General features: G+C 68.2%; 15 protein-coding genes. 5 read left to right on the top strand and 10 right to left on the bottom strand.

Features of this window, described 5'->3' with window-relative positions:
• On the top strand, positions 1-402 hold the full coding sequence (gene mscL / locus QSK35_RS33005; RefSeq protein ID WP_285751568.1) for a large-conductance mechanosensitive channel protein MscL: 402 nt from the start codon (positions 1-3) through the stop codon (positions 400-402).
• 157 nt (positions 403-559) lie between these two features.
• Here the strand turns inward: mscL and QSK35_RS33000 are convergent, their stop codons facing one another.
• From QSK35_RS33000 to QSK35_RS32980, 5 genes are all read right to left on the bottom strand, one after another.
• Entirely contained in the window at positions 560-1,060 is a 501-nt protein-coding gene (locus tag QSK35_RS33000; protein WP_285751567.1) for a MogA/MoaB family molybdenum cofactor biosynthesis protein, read from the bottom strand.
• Positions 1,061-1,214: 154 nt separating this feature from the next.
• Positions 1,215-2,612, bottom strand: a complete 1,398-nt coding sequence (locus QSK35_RS32995; RefSeq protein WP_285751566.1) for a S1C family serine protease — start codon at positions 2,610-2,612, stop codon at positions 1,215-1,217.
• 51 nt (positions 2,613-2,663) lie between these two features.
• Positions 2,664-3,749: a galactose-1-phosphate uridylyltransferase gene (galT, locus tag QSK35_RS32990; protein WP_285751565.1), complete on the bottom strand. Its 1,086-nt coding sequence runs from the start codon at positions 3,747-3,749 to the stop codon at positions 2,664-2,666.
• Entirely contained in the window at positions 3,746-4,543 is a 798-nt protein-coding gene (locus tag QSK35_RS32985; protein WP_285751564.1) for a DeoR/GlpR family DNA-binding transcription regulator, read from the bottom strand. Before QSK35_RS32985 ends, galT begins: the two co-directional genes overlap by 4 nt.
• A gap of 1 nt (position 4,544) precedes the next feature.
• Positions 4,545-6,539, bottom strand: coding sequence for a beta-galactosidase (locus QSK35_RS32980; protein WP_285751563.1), 1,995 nt, complete (start codon positions 6,537-6,539; stop codon positions 4,545-4,547).
• 241 nt (positions 6,540-6,780) lie between these two features.
• Between QSK35_RS32980 and QSK35_RS32975 the strand changes: the two genes are divergently transcribed.
• From QSK35_RS32975 to QSK35_RS32960, 4 genes are read left to right on the top strand one after another with little or no spacing between them, the layout of a single operon-like run.
• Positions 6,781-8,091: an ABC transporter substrate-binding protein gene (locus tag QSK35_RS32975; protein WP_285751562.1), complete on the top strand. Its 1,311-nt coding sequence runs from the start codon at positions 6,781-6,783 to the stop codon at positions 8,089-8,091.
• A complete protein-coding gene (locus QSK35_RS32970) occupies positions 8,088-9,053 on the top strand; it encodes a carbohydrate ABC transporter permease (RefSeq protein ID WP_285751560.1) in 966 nt (321 codons plus the stop codon). Before QSK35_RS32975 ends, QSK35_RS32970 begins: the two co-directional genes overlap by 4 nt.
• Positions 9,050-9,937, top strand: coding sequence for a carbohydrate ABC transporter permease (locus QSK35_RS32965; protein WP_285751559.1), 888 nt, complete (start codon positions 9,050-9,052; stop codon positions 9,935-9,937). Before QSK35_RS32970 ends, QSK35_RS32965 begins: the two co-directional genes overlap by 4 nt.
• 3 nt (positions 9,938-9,940) lie before the next feature.
• Positions 9,941-11,269: a glycoside hydrolase family 36 protein gene (locus QSK35_RS32960; RefSeq protein WP_285751558.1), complete on the top strand. Its 1,329-nt coding sequence runs from the start codon at positions 9,941-9,943 to the stop codon at positions 11,267-11,269.
• Positions 11,270-11,743: 474 nt separating this feature from the next.
• Here QSK35_RS32960 and lepB read toward each other — a convergent pair whose 3' ends face one another.
• From lepB to QSK35_RS32935, 5 genes are all read right to left on the bottom strand, one after another.
• Entirely contained in the window at positions 11,744-12,577 is an 834-nt protein-coding gene (gene lepB / locus QSK35_RS32955; RefSeq protein ID WP_285751557.1) for a signal peptidase I, read from the bottom strand.
• Positions 12,578-12,587: 10 nt separating this feature from the next.
• Positions 12,588-13,964 carry a sensor histidine kinase gene (locus tag QSK35_RS32950; protein WP_285751556.1) on the bottom strand — a complete coding sequence of 459 codons (1,377 nt, stop codon included), beginning with the start codon at positions 13,962-13,964 and terminating at the stop codon, positions 12,588-12,590.
• Positions 13,961-14,659 (bottom strand): response regulator transcription factor, encoded by a 699-nt coding sequence (locus QSK35_RS32945; protein ID WP_285751555.1) that lies wholly within the window; start codon positions 14,657-14,659, stop codon positions 13,961-13,963. Before QSK35_RS32945 ends, QSK35_RS32950 begins: the two co-directional genes overlap by 4 nt.
• 95 nt (positions 14,660-14,754) lie before the next feature.
• Entirely contained in the window at positions 14,755-15,366 is a 612-nt protein-coding gene (locus tag QSK35_RS32940) for a trimeric intracellular cation channel family protein (protein WP_285751554.1), read from the bottom strand.
• 11 nt (positions 15,367-15,377) lie between these two features.
• Positions 15,378-17,387, bottom strand: coding sequence for a cytochrome P450 (locus QSK35_RS32935; RefSeq protein WP_285751553.1), 2,010 nt, complete (start codon positions 17,385-17,387; stop codon positions 15,378-15,380).
• Between the last annotated feature and the right edge of the window lie 54 nt (positions 17,388-17,441).

The following is a 17,441-nucleotide window of genomic DNA, read 5'->3' as shown; positions in this document are numbered from 1 at the left end:
GTGCTGAAGGGATTCAAGGACTTCCTGATGCGCGGGAACGTCGTGGACCTGGCGGTCGCCGTGGTCATCGGCACCGCGTTCACCGCGATCGTCACCGCCTTCACCGGAAGCATCATCAAGCCGCTGCTCAACGCCTTCGGCGGCACCGAGACCAAGGGCCTCGGGTTCAACATCATCCCCAGCAAGGACGCGACGTACGTCGACATCAGCGGCCTGCTCAACGCGATCATCAACTTCGTGATCATCGCGGCGGTGGTGTACTTCGTCCTGGTGCTGCCGTTGCAGAAGATCCAGGAGCGCCGCAAGCGGGGCGAGGAGCCCGGCCCGAAGGAGCCGACGGACGTCGAGGTGCTCAAGGAGATCCGGGACCTGCTGGCCGCGCAGCAGAAGAGCGAGCGCTAGTCAGTCCCCGTGGTGAGGGGGTTTGTTCTCCTTGTACCAGGACTCGCGGTCATCCGAGTCCGCACCGCGTTCGTCCGACGTGGTCTCGGGCAGCACCTCACCGAACACCTCAGCCAGCCGACGGCGCCGAGCGGCGTCGTCGGCAGGCTGAGACCGATCATTCTTCGTCAAGGCCGGACAGCTGTTCGATGACGTAGGGCACCAGTGCCGAGAGGGTCGCCATGCCGTCGCGAACGGCGGCGCGCGACCCGGCCAGGTTCACCACGAGCGTGCTGCCGGAAACACCGACCAGCCCGCGCGAGATGCCCGCGTCGACCGCGCCCGCGGCGAGGCCGGAGGCGCGCAAGGCCTCCGCGATGCCGTGGATGGGGCGGTCCAGCACGCCCTGTGTGGCGTCCGGGGTGACGTCACGCGGCGAGACGCCGGTGCCGCCAACGGTCACCACGAGGTCGACGCCGCCGATGACCGCGGTGTTGAGAGCGGCGCGGATGTCGACCACCTCACCCTCGACCGCAACGGTGCCGTCGACGATGAAGCCTGCTTCCTCGAGCAGTTCGGTGACGAGTGGGCCTGAGTTGTCGTCCTGCTCGCCATGCGCCACCCGGTCGTCCACGATCACGACCAGGGCGCGTCCGAGGCGCTGCGCGCTGCGTTCCATACCGATCACCTTAGGGGCAGTTGGGTTTCGAAGTGGCGGCGAGTCCACACTGAACGAGCAGAGACCGCGTCCCGCGTGTGGGGCAGTACCCGCAGGACACGGCCTCGTGTCGTCACGTCCGGCCCCGGCGGCGGCCGGGCCGGACGTCCCCCGACTACTCCACCTCGACACCGCCGAGGGTGGCTTCCACGGTCTTGCCGTCGGACAACGTGATGGTCACGCGGTCACCGGGCGCCTTGGAGCGCACCGCGGCGACGAGCGTGTCCGAGGAGTCGATCCGGCGGTTCCCGAACTTGGTGATCACGTCACCGACCTTCAGGCCGGCCTTCTCGGCGGCCCCGCCGCCGGTGACCTTCCCGATCTTCGCGCCACCACCGTCCGCGGGCGTGACCTCCACGCCGAGCACGGTCTGCTTGGCCTTGCCGGTCTTCACGATCTCGTCGGCCGTGCGGCGGGCCTGGTCGATGGGAATCGCGAACCCGATGCCGACCGAACCGGCCTGGCCGGAACCGTTGTTGGGGCTGTAGATCGCGGAGTTGATGCCCACGACCTGGCCCTGCATGTTCACCAGCGGCCCGCCGGAGTTGCCGGGGTTGATGGCCGCGTCGGTCTGGATCGCGTTCAGCACGGTGGCCTGCGAACGGTTGGTGCCCTCGCCGGCGGACACGGGCCGGTCGAGCGAGCTGACGATGCCGGACGTCACCGTGCCGGACAGTTCGAACGGCGAGCCGATCGCCACGACCTGCTGGCCGATCTTCAGGTCGGACGAGCTACCCAGCTGCACGATCGGCAGGCCGGACACCCCGTTGGCCTTGATGACGGCCACGTCGGAGCTCGGGTCGCGGCCGAGGATCTTGGCGTCGGCGGTCCTGCCGTCCTGGAAGACGACCTTGATCTCACCGGCACCGCCCGCGGCGCCCTCGATGACGTGGTTGTTCGTGACGATCTGGCCGTCGGCGCTGGTGATGAAGCCCGAGCCCTCGCCCGCGCCACGACTGGTCGTGACCTGGATCTGGACCACGGACGGCAGCACGGCCTGGGCGACGGCCTCGATCGAGCCGGACGACACGTTGCCGGTCTGCTGGATCGGCTTGGGCTGGTTCAGCGCGTTCGCCGACGAGCTGGTCTCGGTCGCGAACCGGTGGCCGAGGTAGCCGCCCAGCGCGCCGGAGAGGCCGCCCACGGCGAGCACGAGGGCCGCCACGCCCGCGACCACCTTGGCGCGGCCGTTGCCACGTGCGGCGGGGCCCGCGAGCGGGGCGGGCGGGGGCTGGTAGCCGGGCGGGGCGTAGTACTGGCCGGAGAACTGCTGTGTCCGGCCATGGCCTTCGGCACTGAACTGGCTATCTGTACCCGGCTGAGCCGGCGTTCCCGCCGCCGGCTCAGCCGGGGTTTCGGGCTGCTGCCCCGGCTGGCCGGATCCCCCCTGCAAAGGATCCGGCTGGCCGGGTTCCGGAGACGCGGGACCCTGCTTCCCGGCACCGGAGTCCGCTTGACCGGCGTCTCGCTCCCACGGGTTGGGCTGCGGCGCTGGCTCGTTGCTCTCGGTCATGCCCATAGTGTGTTGTGCACGCCTGAGAGCAGCCTTAAACACACCTGGGTTTCAGTTGTGCGTTCGAAGCCGGTCCGCGATCTGCTCCGGGGTCACGTCGTTGATCCACACCTCCATGCCGGACTCGGAGCCGGCGAGGTACTTCAGCTTGTCCGCCGTGCGCAGCACGGAGAACACCTGCAGGTGCAGCCACAGCTCGTCACGGCCCACGTCGACCGGCGCCTGGTGCCACGCCGCGATGTAGGGCAACGGCCGGTCGTACAGCGCGTCCAGCCTGCCGAGCACGGTCAAATACAACGTGGCGAAGTCGTCACGCTCCACATCGGACAGACCGGTTAGGTCCGGCACGTGGCGGCGCGGCACGACGTGCACCTCGACCGGCCACTTCGCGGCGGCGGGCACGTAAGCCACCCAGTGCGTGCTCTCCGCCACGATCCGGCGGCCGGCCGCCAGCTCCGCGGCCAGCAGGTCGCCCATCAACGGACGGCCGTGCTCGGCGAAGTACTCGGACGCCACTGCGAGCATCTGTGTGGTGCGCGGCGTGACGAACGGGTAGGCGTAGATCTGGCCATGCGGGTGGTGCAGCGTGACGCCGATCTCCTCGCCGCGGTTCTCGAACGGGAAAACCTGTGCCACACCGGGAATCTCGGACAGCGCGGCCGTGCGGTCCGCCCACGCGTCGACGACCGTGCGCACACGCGAGGGCGACAGCTGACCGAACGACGTGTTGTGGTCGGAGGTGAAGCACACGACCTCGCAGCGGCCGTGACCGGCGGCGCGGGCGACCAGCGGCATGTCGTCCACAGTGGACGGCAGCTCGGGCACGCCCTGCGCGAGCGAGGGAAAGCGGTTCTCGAAGACGACGACGTCGTAGTCGGCCTCGGGGATCTCCGTGGGGCGGCCCGGTGTCGACGGGCACAACGGGCAGAGGTCGGCGGGCGGTTTGTAGGTGCGGGTCTGCCGGTGCGCGGCCATCGCCACCCATTCGCCCGTCAGCGGGTCGCGCCGCACCTCGGACAGCGGCTGGGTCACCGGGAGGTCCCGTGTGTCCACCGCGACCCGAGGGGGTGCGTCCTGCGTGTCGTCGAAATAGATGATCTCCCGGCCGTCCGCCAATTTCCCCGCGGTACGCCTCACGCCAGCTCCTCGCCACTCCCCGGTACGTGGGCCAGCACCAACTCACCGACCTGCTCGCCGAGCACCGCGCGCGCGTCGGCCGACAGACCCTCGTCGGTCACGAGCACGTCGGCCTCGTCGAGGTCGGCGATCGTGGAGATGCCCACGGTTCCCCACTTCGTGTGATCAGCGACGACGACCACGCGCCCGGCGGCGTCTACCAGCGCGCGGTCGGTCTCGCTCTCGTTCAGGTTCGGCGTGGTGAAACCCGAGCGTTCGGCCATGCCGTGCACGCCGAGGAACACCACGTCCAGGTGCAGCGAGCGCAGCGCCTGCACGGCGACCGGGCCCACCAGCGCGTCGGACGGCGTACGCACGCCGCCGGTCAGCACCACGGTCCGGTCGGTGCGGCCGCTCTGCTGCAGCACGTCGGCGACGCGGATCGAGTTCGTCACGACCGTTAAGTCGGGGATGTCGTCGAGGAACCGCGCGAGCGTCCACGTGGTCGTTCCCGCGGACAGGCCGATCGCGGTCCCGGGACGCACGAGGCCCGCCGCCTGTGCGGCGATCGCCTCCTTCTCCGGCAGCTGGCGCACGGACTTCGCCTCGAAGCCCGGCTCGTCGGTGCTGCGGCCGACGACGGAGGTCGCGCCGCCGTAAACCTTTTCCACCAGTCCGCGGGAGGCCAGCACGTCGAGGTCCCGGCGCACGGTCATGTCCGAGACGCCCAGCCGCACCACCAGGTCGCTGACGCGCACCGCCCCGGTCCGCCGGACCTCCTCCAGAATCACCGCTTGCCGTTGCCGTGCCAGCACCTCACACCTCTTCCCTGAGGACGACCACGTCCCCGGCCCGCACGGTGAGGCGTCCGGAGACTCGCTCGCCGGACAACACCTCGACACCGGACGCGGCGATCTCCGCGTCGGTGTCGGTGTGGTTGACGGCGAAGAGCCACGATACGTCTCCACGACGTCGCACGAGCTCCACTCCGGACTTCACGACGGAGTTCATCGGGGTGATTCCCGCCTCGGCCAAGGCAGATTCCGCCGTCCGGGCGAAACCGCTCTCATCGAGCCCGCACGCGACGTACCACGCGACGCCGTCGCCGAACTCGTTGCGCGTCACCGCGGGCACGCCGGGCAACGGCCCGTCCAGGTACGAGGCGATCACCGACGCGCCGCGCGCGTGCAGGTGCTCGGTCCACACGGTGGCGGCCGAACCGTCGTCCAGCGCGACGGTTTCGCCCTCGTGCAACGGGTAGAACTCCTCGGTCCAGACGCCCAGGACGTCCCGGAACGCGCCGGGGTAACCGCCGAGCCGCACGCGGGAGTGCTCGTCCGCGACGCCGGACAGGTACGTCATCAGCACGTGCCCGCCGCCCGCCACGTAGTCGGCGACCAGTTGGGCGTGAGCGTCGCGCACCGCGTACAACGCGGGCACCACCACGAGCTTGTACTTCGACAGATCCTGGCCCGGTGCCACGAAGTCGACCATGACCCCGGCCTGCCACAACGCCTGATAGCAGTCGAACACGCACTGCTGGTACTCGAAGGCGGAAGTCGGATGGGCGGGCTGCCGCAGTGCGAACCGCGACTCGTAGTCGTAGATCACCGCGACATCGGCGTCCACAGTGGACCCGACGACGCCGGCGATCCGTTTGTACTCGTCGCCGACCTGACAGACCTCGCGGTACACCTTCGTCTCGGTGCCCGCGTGCGGCACCATCGCCGAGTGGTAGCGCTCGCTGCCGCCGCGCGACTGCCGCCACTGGAAGAACAGCGTGCCGTCGGCCCCGTGTGCCACGTGCGCGAACGAGTGCCGCCGCATCTCCCCCGGCTGCTTCGCGATGTTGCGCGGCTGCCAGTTGACCGCGGAAGTCGAGTGCTCCATCAGCAGCCACGGCCGTCCGCCCGCGAAGCCGCGCGTCATGTCCGCGGCCATCGCGAGGTCGATGTGCCGGCGGGGCCAGTCCTGCCGCGTGTAGTGGTCGGTGGACACGAAGTCGACCTCGCGCGCCCACTTCCAGCAGTCCATGTCGTCGGACGACCAGTAGGACATGAAGTTCGTGGTGATCGGCACTTCCGGTGTGATCATCCGCAGCACGTCGCGCTCGGCCTTGAACAGCTCCAGCAGCGCGTCGTCGGCGAACCGGTCGAAGTCGAGCAGCTGGCCGGGGTTGCTGAACGTCGGCGTGACGCGCGGCGGCAGGATCTGCGCCCAGTCCGTGTAGCCCTGGCTCCAGAACGCCGTCGACCAGGCGTCGTTGAGCTCGTCGAGCGTGTACCGCGCGCGCAGCCATTCGCGGAACGACGCGGCGCACGTGTCGCAGTAGCACTTGGGGATGTGGCAGCCGTACTCGTTGCCGACGTGCCACGCCGCGAGCGCGGGGTGGTCGCGGTAGTGCGCGGCCATCTCGCCGGCGAGCGCGGTGGCCCGGTCGCGGTAGATCGGGGAGGTCGGGCAGTACGCCTGGCGCGAGCCGTGGCTGAACCGCACGCCGTCCGCCCGCACCGGCAGCATCTCCGGGTACTGGGCGGTGAGCCACGGCGGCGGCGCGGCCGTCGCGGTGGCGAGGTCGACGCGGATGCCGCCCGCGTGCAGCAGGTCCATCACTCGATCGAGCCAGTCGAACCGGTACTCGCCCTTCGACACCTCGATGCGGGCCCAGCTGAAGATGCCGACGCTGACCAGGTTCACGCCGGCCCGCCGCATGAGCTCGACGTCCTCCGCCCACACGTGCTCAGGCCACTGCTCGGGGTTGTAATCGGCACCCCAGCCGAGGCCGGGCATGCCGGTAGGCCAACTGGTCACGGCCGCAAGGGTGGCTGACAAACCCCCACAACGTCAACACAAGCAAACAGGACTTCCCGTTTGGGTCTGTTCGGCGGTATCAGCTGGCGGATCACCGTGGTGGGCCCGAATGCGCCCTGTACCCACGATTAACAGCTGCGTAACGGGGCTTGACAGGATGTGTGGCTGGGGACACATTGTGCGCAACTTTGTTTGAGTCAGTGTTCGGTTGGCACAGCCGACGTCACCCGTAGGAGCGATGATGGATCGGTACACGCCCAGTTCCACCCCGTTACCGCTGCTCGGCAGGCGGGCCATGCTCAAGGTGATGCTGGCGGGCGCCGGCGTCGCCGCGATGCCCGGTCTCGCGGCCTGTGGTGGCGGCGGTTCGGGCTCGGGCTCCTCGGCCAACACGGTCAGCTTCGGCAACAACCTGTCCGACCAGGTGCCGAAGGACGCGATCACCGCGGCCGTGAAGGGCTTCGAGGCGAAGTCCGGCGGGCTGACCGTCGCCATCAACACCAAGCAGCACGAGCAGTACCAGGAGCAGATCAACAACTATCTGCAGGGCAAGCCGGACGACGTGCTCGCCTGGTTCGCCGGGTACCGCATGCGGTTCTTCGCGGGCAAGGGCCTCACCGGTGACCTGACCGACCTGTGGGGCAAGATCGGCTCCTCCTACTCGAGCGCGCTCAAGGAGGCGTCCACGGGTTCGGACGGCAAGCAGTACTTCGTGCCGTTCACGCAGTACCCGTGGGGCATCTTCTACCGCAAGAGCCTCTGGCAGGAGAAGGGCTACGCGGTCCCGAAGACGCTCGACGAGCTCGTCGCGCTGGCCACGAAGATGAAGGCCGACGGCCTGGTTCCGATCGCGCACGCCCAGAAGCAGGGCTGGCCGAGCATGGGCACGTTCGACCAGATCAACTTCCGGCAGAACGGCTACCAGTTCCACGTCGACCTCATGGCCGGCAAGGAGGACTGGCAGGACAAGCGGGTCAAGGACGTCTTCGACACCTGGAAGCGGCTGCTGCCGTTCCACCAGGAGAACGCGCTGGGCCGCGAGTGGCAGGAGGCCGCGCAGTCGTTGCAGCAGAAGAAGTCCGGCATGTACCTGCTCGGTTCCTTCGTGGGGCAGCAGTTCCCGAAGGCGGAGCAGGACGACCTCGACTTCTTCCCGTTCCCGGAGATCAACCCGCAGTTCGGCACGGACACGGTCGAGGCGCCGATCGACGGCTACATGATGGCGAAGAAGCCGGCGAACAAGGACGGCGCGCTCAAGCTGCTCGAGTACCTGTCGACGGGTGAGCCCCAGGTGGCGTACCTGAAGGCGGACCCGACGGCGGTCGCGACCAACTCCTCCGCCGACACGTCGGGCTACACGCCGCTGCAGAAGAAGGCGGCCGAGGTCATCAAGAGCGCCAAGCACATCACGCAGTTCCTCGACCGCGACACCGACCCCGGTTTCGCGTCGGACGCGGCCACTAACGGCATCAACGCGTTCATCAAGAACCCCAATGATATCGACTCCGTGCTGAAGGGCATGGCCGACCAAGCGAAGTCCATCTTCAAATGACCGTTCTGCAACAGCGAGCGGACGACAGGCGGGCGGCGGACCAACCGGGTTCGCCGCCCCGTCGGCGTGGTCCCAGGGCCACCGCGCTCGCCAAGACCGACAAACTGGTGCTGGGCCTCATGCTCGGCATCCCCACGCTCGTGCACGTGCTGTTCGTGTGGGTGCCGACATTCGGGTCGATCGCGCTGTCGTTCAGTTCCTGGGACGGCATCGGCGGGTTCGAGGACATCGAGTGGATCGGGGTCGGCAACTACGTCGACATCTTCACGAGCTACCCGCGCTTCTGGCCAGCGGTGCAGCACAACCTGATCTGGCTGGTGTTCCTGATCGCCGTGCCGACGTCGATCGGCCTGCTGCTGGCCGTGCTGCTCGACCGGCAGCTGCGGTTCAGCCGGATCTACCAGTCCGCGCTGTACCTGCCGATGGTGCTGTCGCTGGCGTTGATCGGCTTCATCTGGCAGCTGATCTACCGTCCGGACGACGGTCTGCTGAACAGCCTGCTGGGCCTGTCCGACAAGCCGATCGACTGGCTCGGCGACACGGACATCAACCTGTACGCGGTGCTCGTCGCCGCCGCGTGGCGGCACACCGGCTACATCATGTTGCTGTACTTGGCGGGCTTGAAGTCCGTGGACCCCGCGTTGAAGGAGGCCGCCGCGCTCGACGGCGCCAACGCGTGGCAGACGTTCTTCCGCGTCACGTTCCCCGTGATGAAGCCGGTGAACATCGTCGTGCTCGTGGTGACGGTCATCGAGGCGCTGCGCGCGTTCGACATCGTCTACGTCATCAACAAGGGGCGCAACGGACTCGAGCTGCTCTCCGTGCTGGTGACGGACAACATCATCGGTGAGGCCTCGCGCATCGGCCGCGGTTCCGCGGTCGCGGTGATCCTGCTGACGATCTCGCTCGGCTTCATCATCACGTACCTGTACCAGACCTTCAGCAAGGAGAACCGGCCGTGACCGCCGCGGTGGCTGTGAAGCGCAAGCGACCGATCAGCCTGGGCACGGTCGCCACGCACGCCTTCCTGGTACTCGCCTGCCTCGGCACGCTGGCGCCGCTGCTGTGGGCCGTGTACGCATCGCTGCGCACGTACGAGGACACGTCGATCAACGGCTACTTCTCGATCGCGAAGTCGTTGACGTTCGAGAACTTCAGCAACGCCTGGGAGATCGGCAACCTGCCGCACTTCTACTGGAACACGTTCCTCATCACGGTTCCGGCTTTGGTGATCACGCTGCTGCTGTCGTCGATGGTGGCGTTCGGCGTCTCGCGGTTCAGCTTCAAGTTCAACCTGCTGCTGTTGATGGTGTTCACGGCGGGCAACCTGTTGCCGCAGCAGGTGATCGTGACGCCACTGTGGCGGCTGTACCGGCTGATCGAGGTGCCGTTGTGGGTGAGCGACAGCGAGTCGCTGATCGACTCCCCGGTCGGTGTGGTGCTGATCCACATCGCGTTCCAGTCGGGCTTCTGCACGTTCGTGCTGTCGAACTACATGAAGACGATCCCGTACGAGCTGACCGAAGCGGCCCGCGTGGACGGTGCGTCGGTGTGGCGTCAGTACTGGCAGTTGACGTTGCCCTTGTGCCGTCCTGTTTTGGCGGCCTTGGCGACGCTTGAGTTCACCTGGATCTACAACGACTTCCTGTGGGCGTTGGTGCTGATCCAGACCGGCGACAAGATGCCGATCACCTCGGCGTTGCAGAACCTCAAGGGCGCGTTCTTCACCAACAACAACCTGATCGCCGCTGGCTCGCTGCTGGTCGCGCTGCCGACGCTGGTCGTGTTCTTCGTGCTGCAGCGCCAGTTCGTCGGCGGGCTCACCCTCGGATCCACGAAAGGCTAGTTCATGCGCACGGTTGCCGAGATCACCGTCGACCCGGCTCGCGCCCGCGTGCACGAGCAAGGTTGGCAGTCCTGGTCACCGTCGACCGGCTACGCGCTTTCCGATGTGCCGCACCGTTGGGTGGACAAGCCGCACCGGATCAGTTCGTATCGCTACGAGAACTCCCAGGGCACGGACGTGTTCTGGGGCGAGGGCCTGCTGGCCGTCGATCCCGGTGACGGTTCGCCCGTTTCTCTCGTGGTCGCCGTCTCTCCAACCGTTTCCGTCCCGTCGATCCGCGCGCACTTCGTCGGCAACAAGGTGATCGTGTCCGCCAACGGCGATGTCTCCGTGCGCACTGACTCTTCCGTTTCTCTGGCTTTGGCGCACTGGGCGGACGAGGTGGTCGACAAGCTGGGCCTGCCGGTGCCGCGGCCGGCGCCCACGATCTGGTGCTCCTGGTACCAGTACTTCACCGATGTCACCGAGTCCGATGTGGACTCGAATTTGGCTTTGCTGGATTCCCTTTCGCTGCCCGTGGATGTCGTACAGGTCGACGACGGGTATCAGGCGGAGATCGGCGACTGGCTCGTCCCGTCCGGCCGTTTCGCTGACGTGCCAGGGCTTTTCTCGCGAATCCGGTCCCGTGGGCGGCGGGCCGGCATCTGGACCGCCCCCTTCCTGGTGGCCGAGAATTCCCGCCTGCGTTTTGAACACCCCGACTGGCTCGTGCGTTCGCCTGACGGCACACCGGTTTCCGCGGGCTACAACTGGTTCCAGTCTTTGTACGCCCTGGACACGACTCACCCTGGGGCTCGCGACTACCTGCGAACCGTCTTCGAAACGTTCGGGTCGTGGGGCATCGACTTCCACAAGATCGACTTCATCTACGCGGGCGCGATTCCCGGGGTTCGCTACGAGGACGTCAGCCCGATCGAGGCTTACCGCAGCGGTGTGTCACTGATCCGCTCGGCGATCGGCGACGCGTACCTCCTCGGGTGCGGGGCCCCGCAGCTGCCGTCGATCGGACTGTTCGACGCCATGCGGGTCTCGCCGGACATCGCGCCCACCTACGAGTCCTTCAACGGCGACGCCTCCATGCCCAGCCAGTTCGGCGCCACCATGAACGGCGTGTCCCGCGCGTTCCAGCACGGGCGGTTCTGGGTGAACGATCCCGACTGCATCGTCGCGCGCCCGGAGATCGAGCGGCGCGAGGAGTGGGCCGAGCACGTGTCGCGGTACGGCGGGCTGCGCGGCAGCTCCGACGGCCTCGACCAGCTCGACGACTGGGGGCTGGCCACCACCCGCCGCCTGCTCAGCGAACCGATCCCGCGCTACTTCGTGGAGTCGTGAGCCCCCCGCGCGCTTCCGATTGCACTCAGCGTACCGGCGGGGTCTGACAATTCCGGGGGCTGCGGCCCTGGTCGCCTCTTTCAAGCTATCGAACTTCCCCCGAACGGCCCTGCCGGCCTCGACCAGTCACACCGACCCAGCAAGACCCGCCCGGTCAGTGTCCCAGCAAGACCCGACCGGTCACCACCTCAGCCGAACCTGACCGGTCACCACCCCTGCAGGACCCGACCGGTCGCCATCCCAACAGCCGCGCCCCCACCGAACCCAGCCGGTCACCGGCCCAGCCGAACCCGCCGGTCACAGCGCCTGCAGAACTCGATCAGTCACCGCACCAGCAGGCCGCGCTCCAGCCCAATCCGGCCAGTCACCGCCCGAGCAGGACCCGGCCAGTCACCGCACTTACAGGCCCCGGTCACGCCCCCAGCAGAGCCCGCCCCAGCAGAACCCCGGCCAGTCACCGCCCAGCGGAACCGGTCACCGCCCCTGCGGATTGTGATCGGTAATCGTCTGCCACCGCGAGAACGGCATCACGATCACCCGAGCCTTACCCACCACGTTGTCGATCGGAATCGCCCCATCGGCCGGCGTCGGGTCACCGTGCTTACGCGAGTCCGCCGAGTTGTTGCGGTTATCGCCCATCACCCAAAGCCGCCCAGCAGGCACGGTCACCTTCTCGAACGGCTGCTGCTGCTGACCACCGGCCAGATTCAGATAGGGCTCGTCGAGCGGCTTGCCGTCGACCAGCACGCGCCCCTTGTCGTCGCAGCACTCGACGGTCTGCCCGCCGACGGCGATGACGCGCTTGATGAAGTCCGTTCCGGACGGTTCCGACAGGCCGACGATCGAGCCGATGTCCTGCGCGGTGCCGACGAAGAAGTTCGGCGGCTCCTGGCCACCGGTCCAGTTGGGCGGACCGCGGAACACGATCACGTCACCGGGCTGCGGGTCGCGGAACAGGAAGGTGACCTTGTCGACCAGCACCTTGTCGTTCACGCAGCCGTAGCACCCGTGCAGCGTCGTCTCCATGGAGCCCGACGGAATCACGAACACCTTGGCGATGAACGTCTGGATGACCGTGGTCAGCGCGAGCGCGACGACGGCGATGACGAGCACCTCACGCCAGAACGGCTGCTTCTTCTTCGTCTTGGCCGTAGGCAGGCGCCCAGACGAACCCGAAGATCCCGACGGCGCGTCGAGCGACTCCCAGGAGCCCGAGGTCTCCGAGGGGGAAGAAGCGGACGGACTGGACGAATCCGACGAGCGGAAGCGCCGTGTCCTGCCCGGCTCGTCGTTCACACGATGACTCACGCTCGCCACCTTACGGACGTCCCGGTAGGCGCAACGTGAACAGGGCGCCGCCTTCGGGCGCTCGGCCCGCGTACGCCGTGCCGCCGTGTCGCGCCGCTGCCTGCTTGACGATCGCCAGCCCGAGCCCGGATCCCGGCAGGGTCCGCGCCTCGGACGAGCGGTAGAAACGTTCGAAAACGTGAGGTAGATCGGCGTCCGCGATCCCCGGACCGGAGTCCGCGACCTCGACCACCGCGCTGCCGTCACCGAGCTGCCTGAGCTCCAGCCGGACCACGGAACCGTCCGGGCTGAACTTCACCGCGTTGTCCAACAGGTTCAACACGGCCCGCTCCAGCGCACTGGAATCACCCAAAAGTGTCCACGGTTGGAGCCGCACGTCAAAGGACAGCGAGGCGGCACGCCGACGCGCTCGATCCAAAGCCCTTTCGACGACCTCGACCAGGTCGACCGGCTCCTGCACCATCTGGGGCGCGTCCTCGCGCGCGAGCTCCACCAGGTCGCCGATCAGCGTGGTCAGCTCGTCGAGCTGGCCGCGGATGTCGGCGTTGATCTCGGCCTTGTCCTCGTCGGACAGGGTCGGCTGGTTCGGGTTCTCGGACGCGAGCAGCAGCTCCAGGTTCGTCCGCATCGAGGTCAACGGCGTGCGCAGCTCGTGTCCCGCGTCCGCGACGAGCCTGCGTTGCCGTTCCTGCGACTCGGCGACCGCGCCGAGCATGGCGTTGAAGCTGTGCGTCAACCGCGCGAGCTCGTCGTCCCCGGACACCGGGATCGGCGTCAGGTCACCGGTGTTCGCGACGCGCTCGGTCGCCTCGGTCAGCCGCTGCACCGGCCGCAGACCCGTGCGCGCGACGGCCGTGCCCGCGATCGCCGCGAACAGCACGCCGGCGCCGCCGATCAGGAACAGCACCAGGCTGAGCTTCGCCAACGTCGTGCGCTGCGGTTTCAACGACTGCGCGAGCACCATCGCCGACCCGTCGCGGTACTTCACCGAGATCACGCGGGTGTCGGTCGCCTGGTCAGTCCACAGGTTCTCCGCGAGCTCGCCTTTGGCCACCCGCAGGTCGTCCGAGTTGGTCGGCGGACGCGGCGTGTACTTCGGCCACACGAGCTTGCCCTCGGCGTCCAGCAGGCCGATCCGCAGATCGCCCGCGCCGAGGAAGGCGGCGGGCAGGCTCGTCACATCGTCGGTGACGGTCGGCGACGCCACCGCCGCCGCGGCACGGGTGTGCAGGTTCTCGTCGACCGAGTTGTAGAGGCTGTTGTAGACGAGCATGTACGCGCCCAGCGACACCAGCGCGACGGCACCGGCCACGCAGAACGCGGCCAGCAACGTGACGCGGACGCGCAGGGAGGCGCGCTGGAACCGGCCCCGTGGAGCCAGGGTCACGGAGGCGTCTCCCGCAGCACGTAGCCCACTCCACGCACCGTGTGGATCAGCCGGTTCTCGCCGTCCGCCTCCGTCTTGCGGCGCAAGTAGCCGACGTAGACCTCCAGCGCGTTGCCGGATGTCGGGAAGTCGTACCCCCACACGTCCTCCAGGATCCGGCTGCGCGTGAGCACCTGTCGCGGGTGCGCCAGCAGCAGCTCGAGCAGTGCGAACTCGGTGCGCGTCAGGCTGATCTGACGCTCGCCGCGACGCACCTCCCTGGTGGACGGGTCGAGCTCGAGATCGGCGAACTTCAGTACGGTGCCGGGTCCGGAGGCCCCGGCGGCGGCGTCGGTCGTCGCCCTGCGCAGCAGTGCGCGCAGCCTGGCCAGCAGTTCCTCCAGCGCGAAGGGCTTGGGCAGGTAGTCGTCGGCGCCCGCGTCCAGTCCGGACACCCGGTCGCTCACGGCGTCACGCGCGGTCAGCACGAGGATCGGCAGGTCGTCGCCGGTGCTGCGCAGCCGCCGGCACACCTCCAGCCCGTCCAGCCTCGGCATCATGACGTCGAGGACCATCGCATCCGGCCGCTGGGACGTCACCGACTCCAGCGCCTGCAGGCCGTCGCCGGCGCATTCGACCTGGTATCCGTTGAACTGCAGCGAGCGGCGCAGCGACTCACGGATCTGCCGGTCGTCATCGACAACGAGGATGCGCATGCCGTCAGTGTTGCTCGTCCCCCTGAGAGGCGCCTGAGAAGGTCCTCAAGTGCGGATGTGAGTTGTGTGTTAACCCGCGAGATCAACCCACGGGATCAACCCCCGAGCCCCCTCGCCACGGGAGCGTTCCACTTCCGCCACAGCGCGACCAGGCGCAACGTCACGATCAGCGCGGACGCGAGCAGCGCCACCGGGTCGGCGGGCAGGCCCAGCACGAACCCGAGTGCGACGACCACCGCGCCGACCAGCGCCGCGACCGCGTAGATCTCCCGGCGCAGCACCAGCGGGATCTCCCGCAGCAGCACGTCACGCAGCGCGCCACCGCCGATTCCGCAGGTCATGCCGATCAGGCAGGCCGTGTAGGGCGGGGCGCCCAGCCGCAGCGCGGTCGACGTGCCGGACGTCACGAACAGGCCGAGCCCGACCGCGTCCAGCAGCAACACGCTGCGGCGCAGCCGGGCGACCTGCGGGTGGAACCGGAACACGATCAGTCCGGTCAGAGCGGGAACCAGCAGTGAGGGCCAGTTCCGCAGGCTCGTGGGCGGGTGGACGCCGAGCAGCACGTCCCGGATGATCCCGCCGCCGAGCGCGGTCGTCAGGGCGACCACGATCACGCCGAACACGTCGAGCCTCGCGCGCACCGCCGCGACCGCGCCGGACGCCGCGAACACCGCGATACCGATCATTTCCAGCGCGATGAGCAGCACGAACGGGCAGGCTACGCGGTTCGGGCAACTGCCACGAGATATCCCCACTCGGGGAGTGACGCGATCGGCGAGAGCAGCACGTCCAGGTGCGCCTTGGCCTCGTCGCCGAACTGCGCGACAAGCTCGTCGTAGTGCTTGGTCGCGCCCTCGACGAGCCGGGGCATGGTCTTCTTCGTGTAGTCGCTGACGTTGAGCAGCTCGAGGACTTCCAGACCGGCCTCGGCCAGCAGCGCCGGGTACTCGTGCAGCATCGGCACCGGGCTGAGCGCGAACGTCTCCAGCGCCGGTCCGAGCGCGGCCTTGCTCTCCTCGCTCAACGGTCCGCGCTGCACGATGTCCGCGACCACGATCAGCCCGCCGGGCCGCACCACGCGGGCCAGCTCGCGCAACGCCTTGGGCCGGTCCATGTGCAGCAGCGACTCGAACGCCCACGCGGAGTCGAAGTGGTGGTCGCCGAACGGGAGGTCCAGCGCGTCCGCGCACACGAAGTAGGCGCGGCCGTTGGCGCGGCGGTTGGCCTCGTCGACCTGGGCCTGGTTGATCGAGATGCCGATGACGTCGGCACCGGTCGCGCCGGCCAGCGCCAGCGCGGGTTCGCCGAGCCCGCAGCCGAGGTCGAGGACGCGGTCGCCGGGCACGGCGTCGATCTTCTCGATCATCAGGTCGGTGAGCCGCAGCGCGGCGACGCCGTTGGAGCTCTCGTCCTCGTCGGAAAGCCAGTAGCCGTAGTGGAAGTTGCTGTCCCAGATCTTGAGCAGGACCTGGCTGTAGACGTCGTAGAACCTGTCGACGGCGTGCTGTTCCCGCGCTTCCCGCACGGGCTCGGTGGTCAGGGGCTCGGTGTGCAAGGGAAGGGCCTCCAGTCCGCGGGTGAGCAACGACATCCGCCACTGCAGCTCCTCGGCCGGGACGGCCAGGCTCAGGTGCGGGAACCGGGCGAGCAGGCCGCCCAGTGCGACCTCGGTTTCCAGGCGGGCCAGCGCGGCCCCGATGCAGAAGTGGATGCCGTGCCCGAACGCGAGGTGCGCGCGGCTGTCCCGTCGCACGTCGAGCCGGTCGCCGTCCGGGAACGCGCGCTCGTCGCGGTTGGCGGAGATGAGCGACGCGAAAACGATCTCACCGGCGGGGATCACCGTGCCGCCGATCTCGACATCCTCGGTGGTGTAGCGGAACGTCGAGGTGTGCGTGGGACCGTCGAAGCGGATCAGCTCCTCGACGGCACCGCGGATCAGGTCGGGGTTCTCCCGCAGGTCGCGCAGCTGCTCGGGGTGTTGCAGCAGCGCGAGCACGGCATTGCCGAGGAGGTTCGAAGTGGTTTCGAAGCCACCGATGATCATCACCGCGATCAGCGAGATGAGCTCGTCCTCGGTCGTCTCACCGACCGCGATGAGTGAGGTGATCAGGTCGTCGGCGGGGTTGGCCCGCTTGGCCGCGATCAGGCCCACGATGTACTCGTGCAGCGCTTTGCTGTCCGCCGCAACGGTTTCCGCGGGCGCGACCGACAGCGACACCATGGTCTGCGTCCACCCGAGCAGCGCCGGACTGTCCGATTCGGGCACCCCGAGCAGCGCGCAGATCACCTTGACCGGCAGCTGCGTCGAGAACGAGGACATCAGGTCGAAGGTGCCGGACATCCGGTCCAGCAAATCGTTCACGATGCGTTCGATGCTCGGTCTCAACGCCTCGACCTGACGAACTGTGCACGCGCGGCTGACGAGCCGGCGCAGTCGCGTGTGGTCGGGCGGGTCGATACTGAGCAGGTTGTCGCGCAACGAAGGCGGCAGGCACATGAGGTTGCGCGCTTCCACCGTGTCCGGGTCGAAAAGGTGAGCCGCGTCACGCACTGACTTGCTGAACCGCGGGTCGGCGAGAACGACTTTGGCGTCCTCGTAGCGGCTGACGACCCAGATCTTCATCCCGTTCGGCGTGATCGTGGGGAAGACCGGGGCGTGGGCACGCAGTTGGGCGTATGTCGGGTAGGGGTCGCGGAGAAACTCGGGTCCGAGTGTCTCTCCGTCCATAGTGGCCTGTTGTTCCATGGCCACTCGCACGTCCGCTTGTTACGTCTCAGTTCG

Source organism: Lentzea sp. NBRC 105346 (genome assembly GCF_030269605.1).
GTDB lineage: Bacteria > Actinomycetota > Actinomycetes > Mycobacteriales > Pseudonocardiaceae > Lentzea.
The sequence above is the reverse complement of the archived record's forward strand: the minus strand, read 5'-3'. Positions and strand labels throughout refer to the sequence as shown.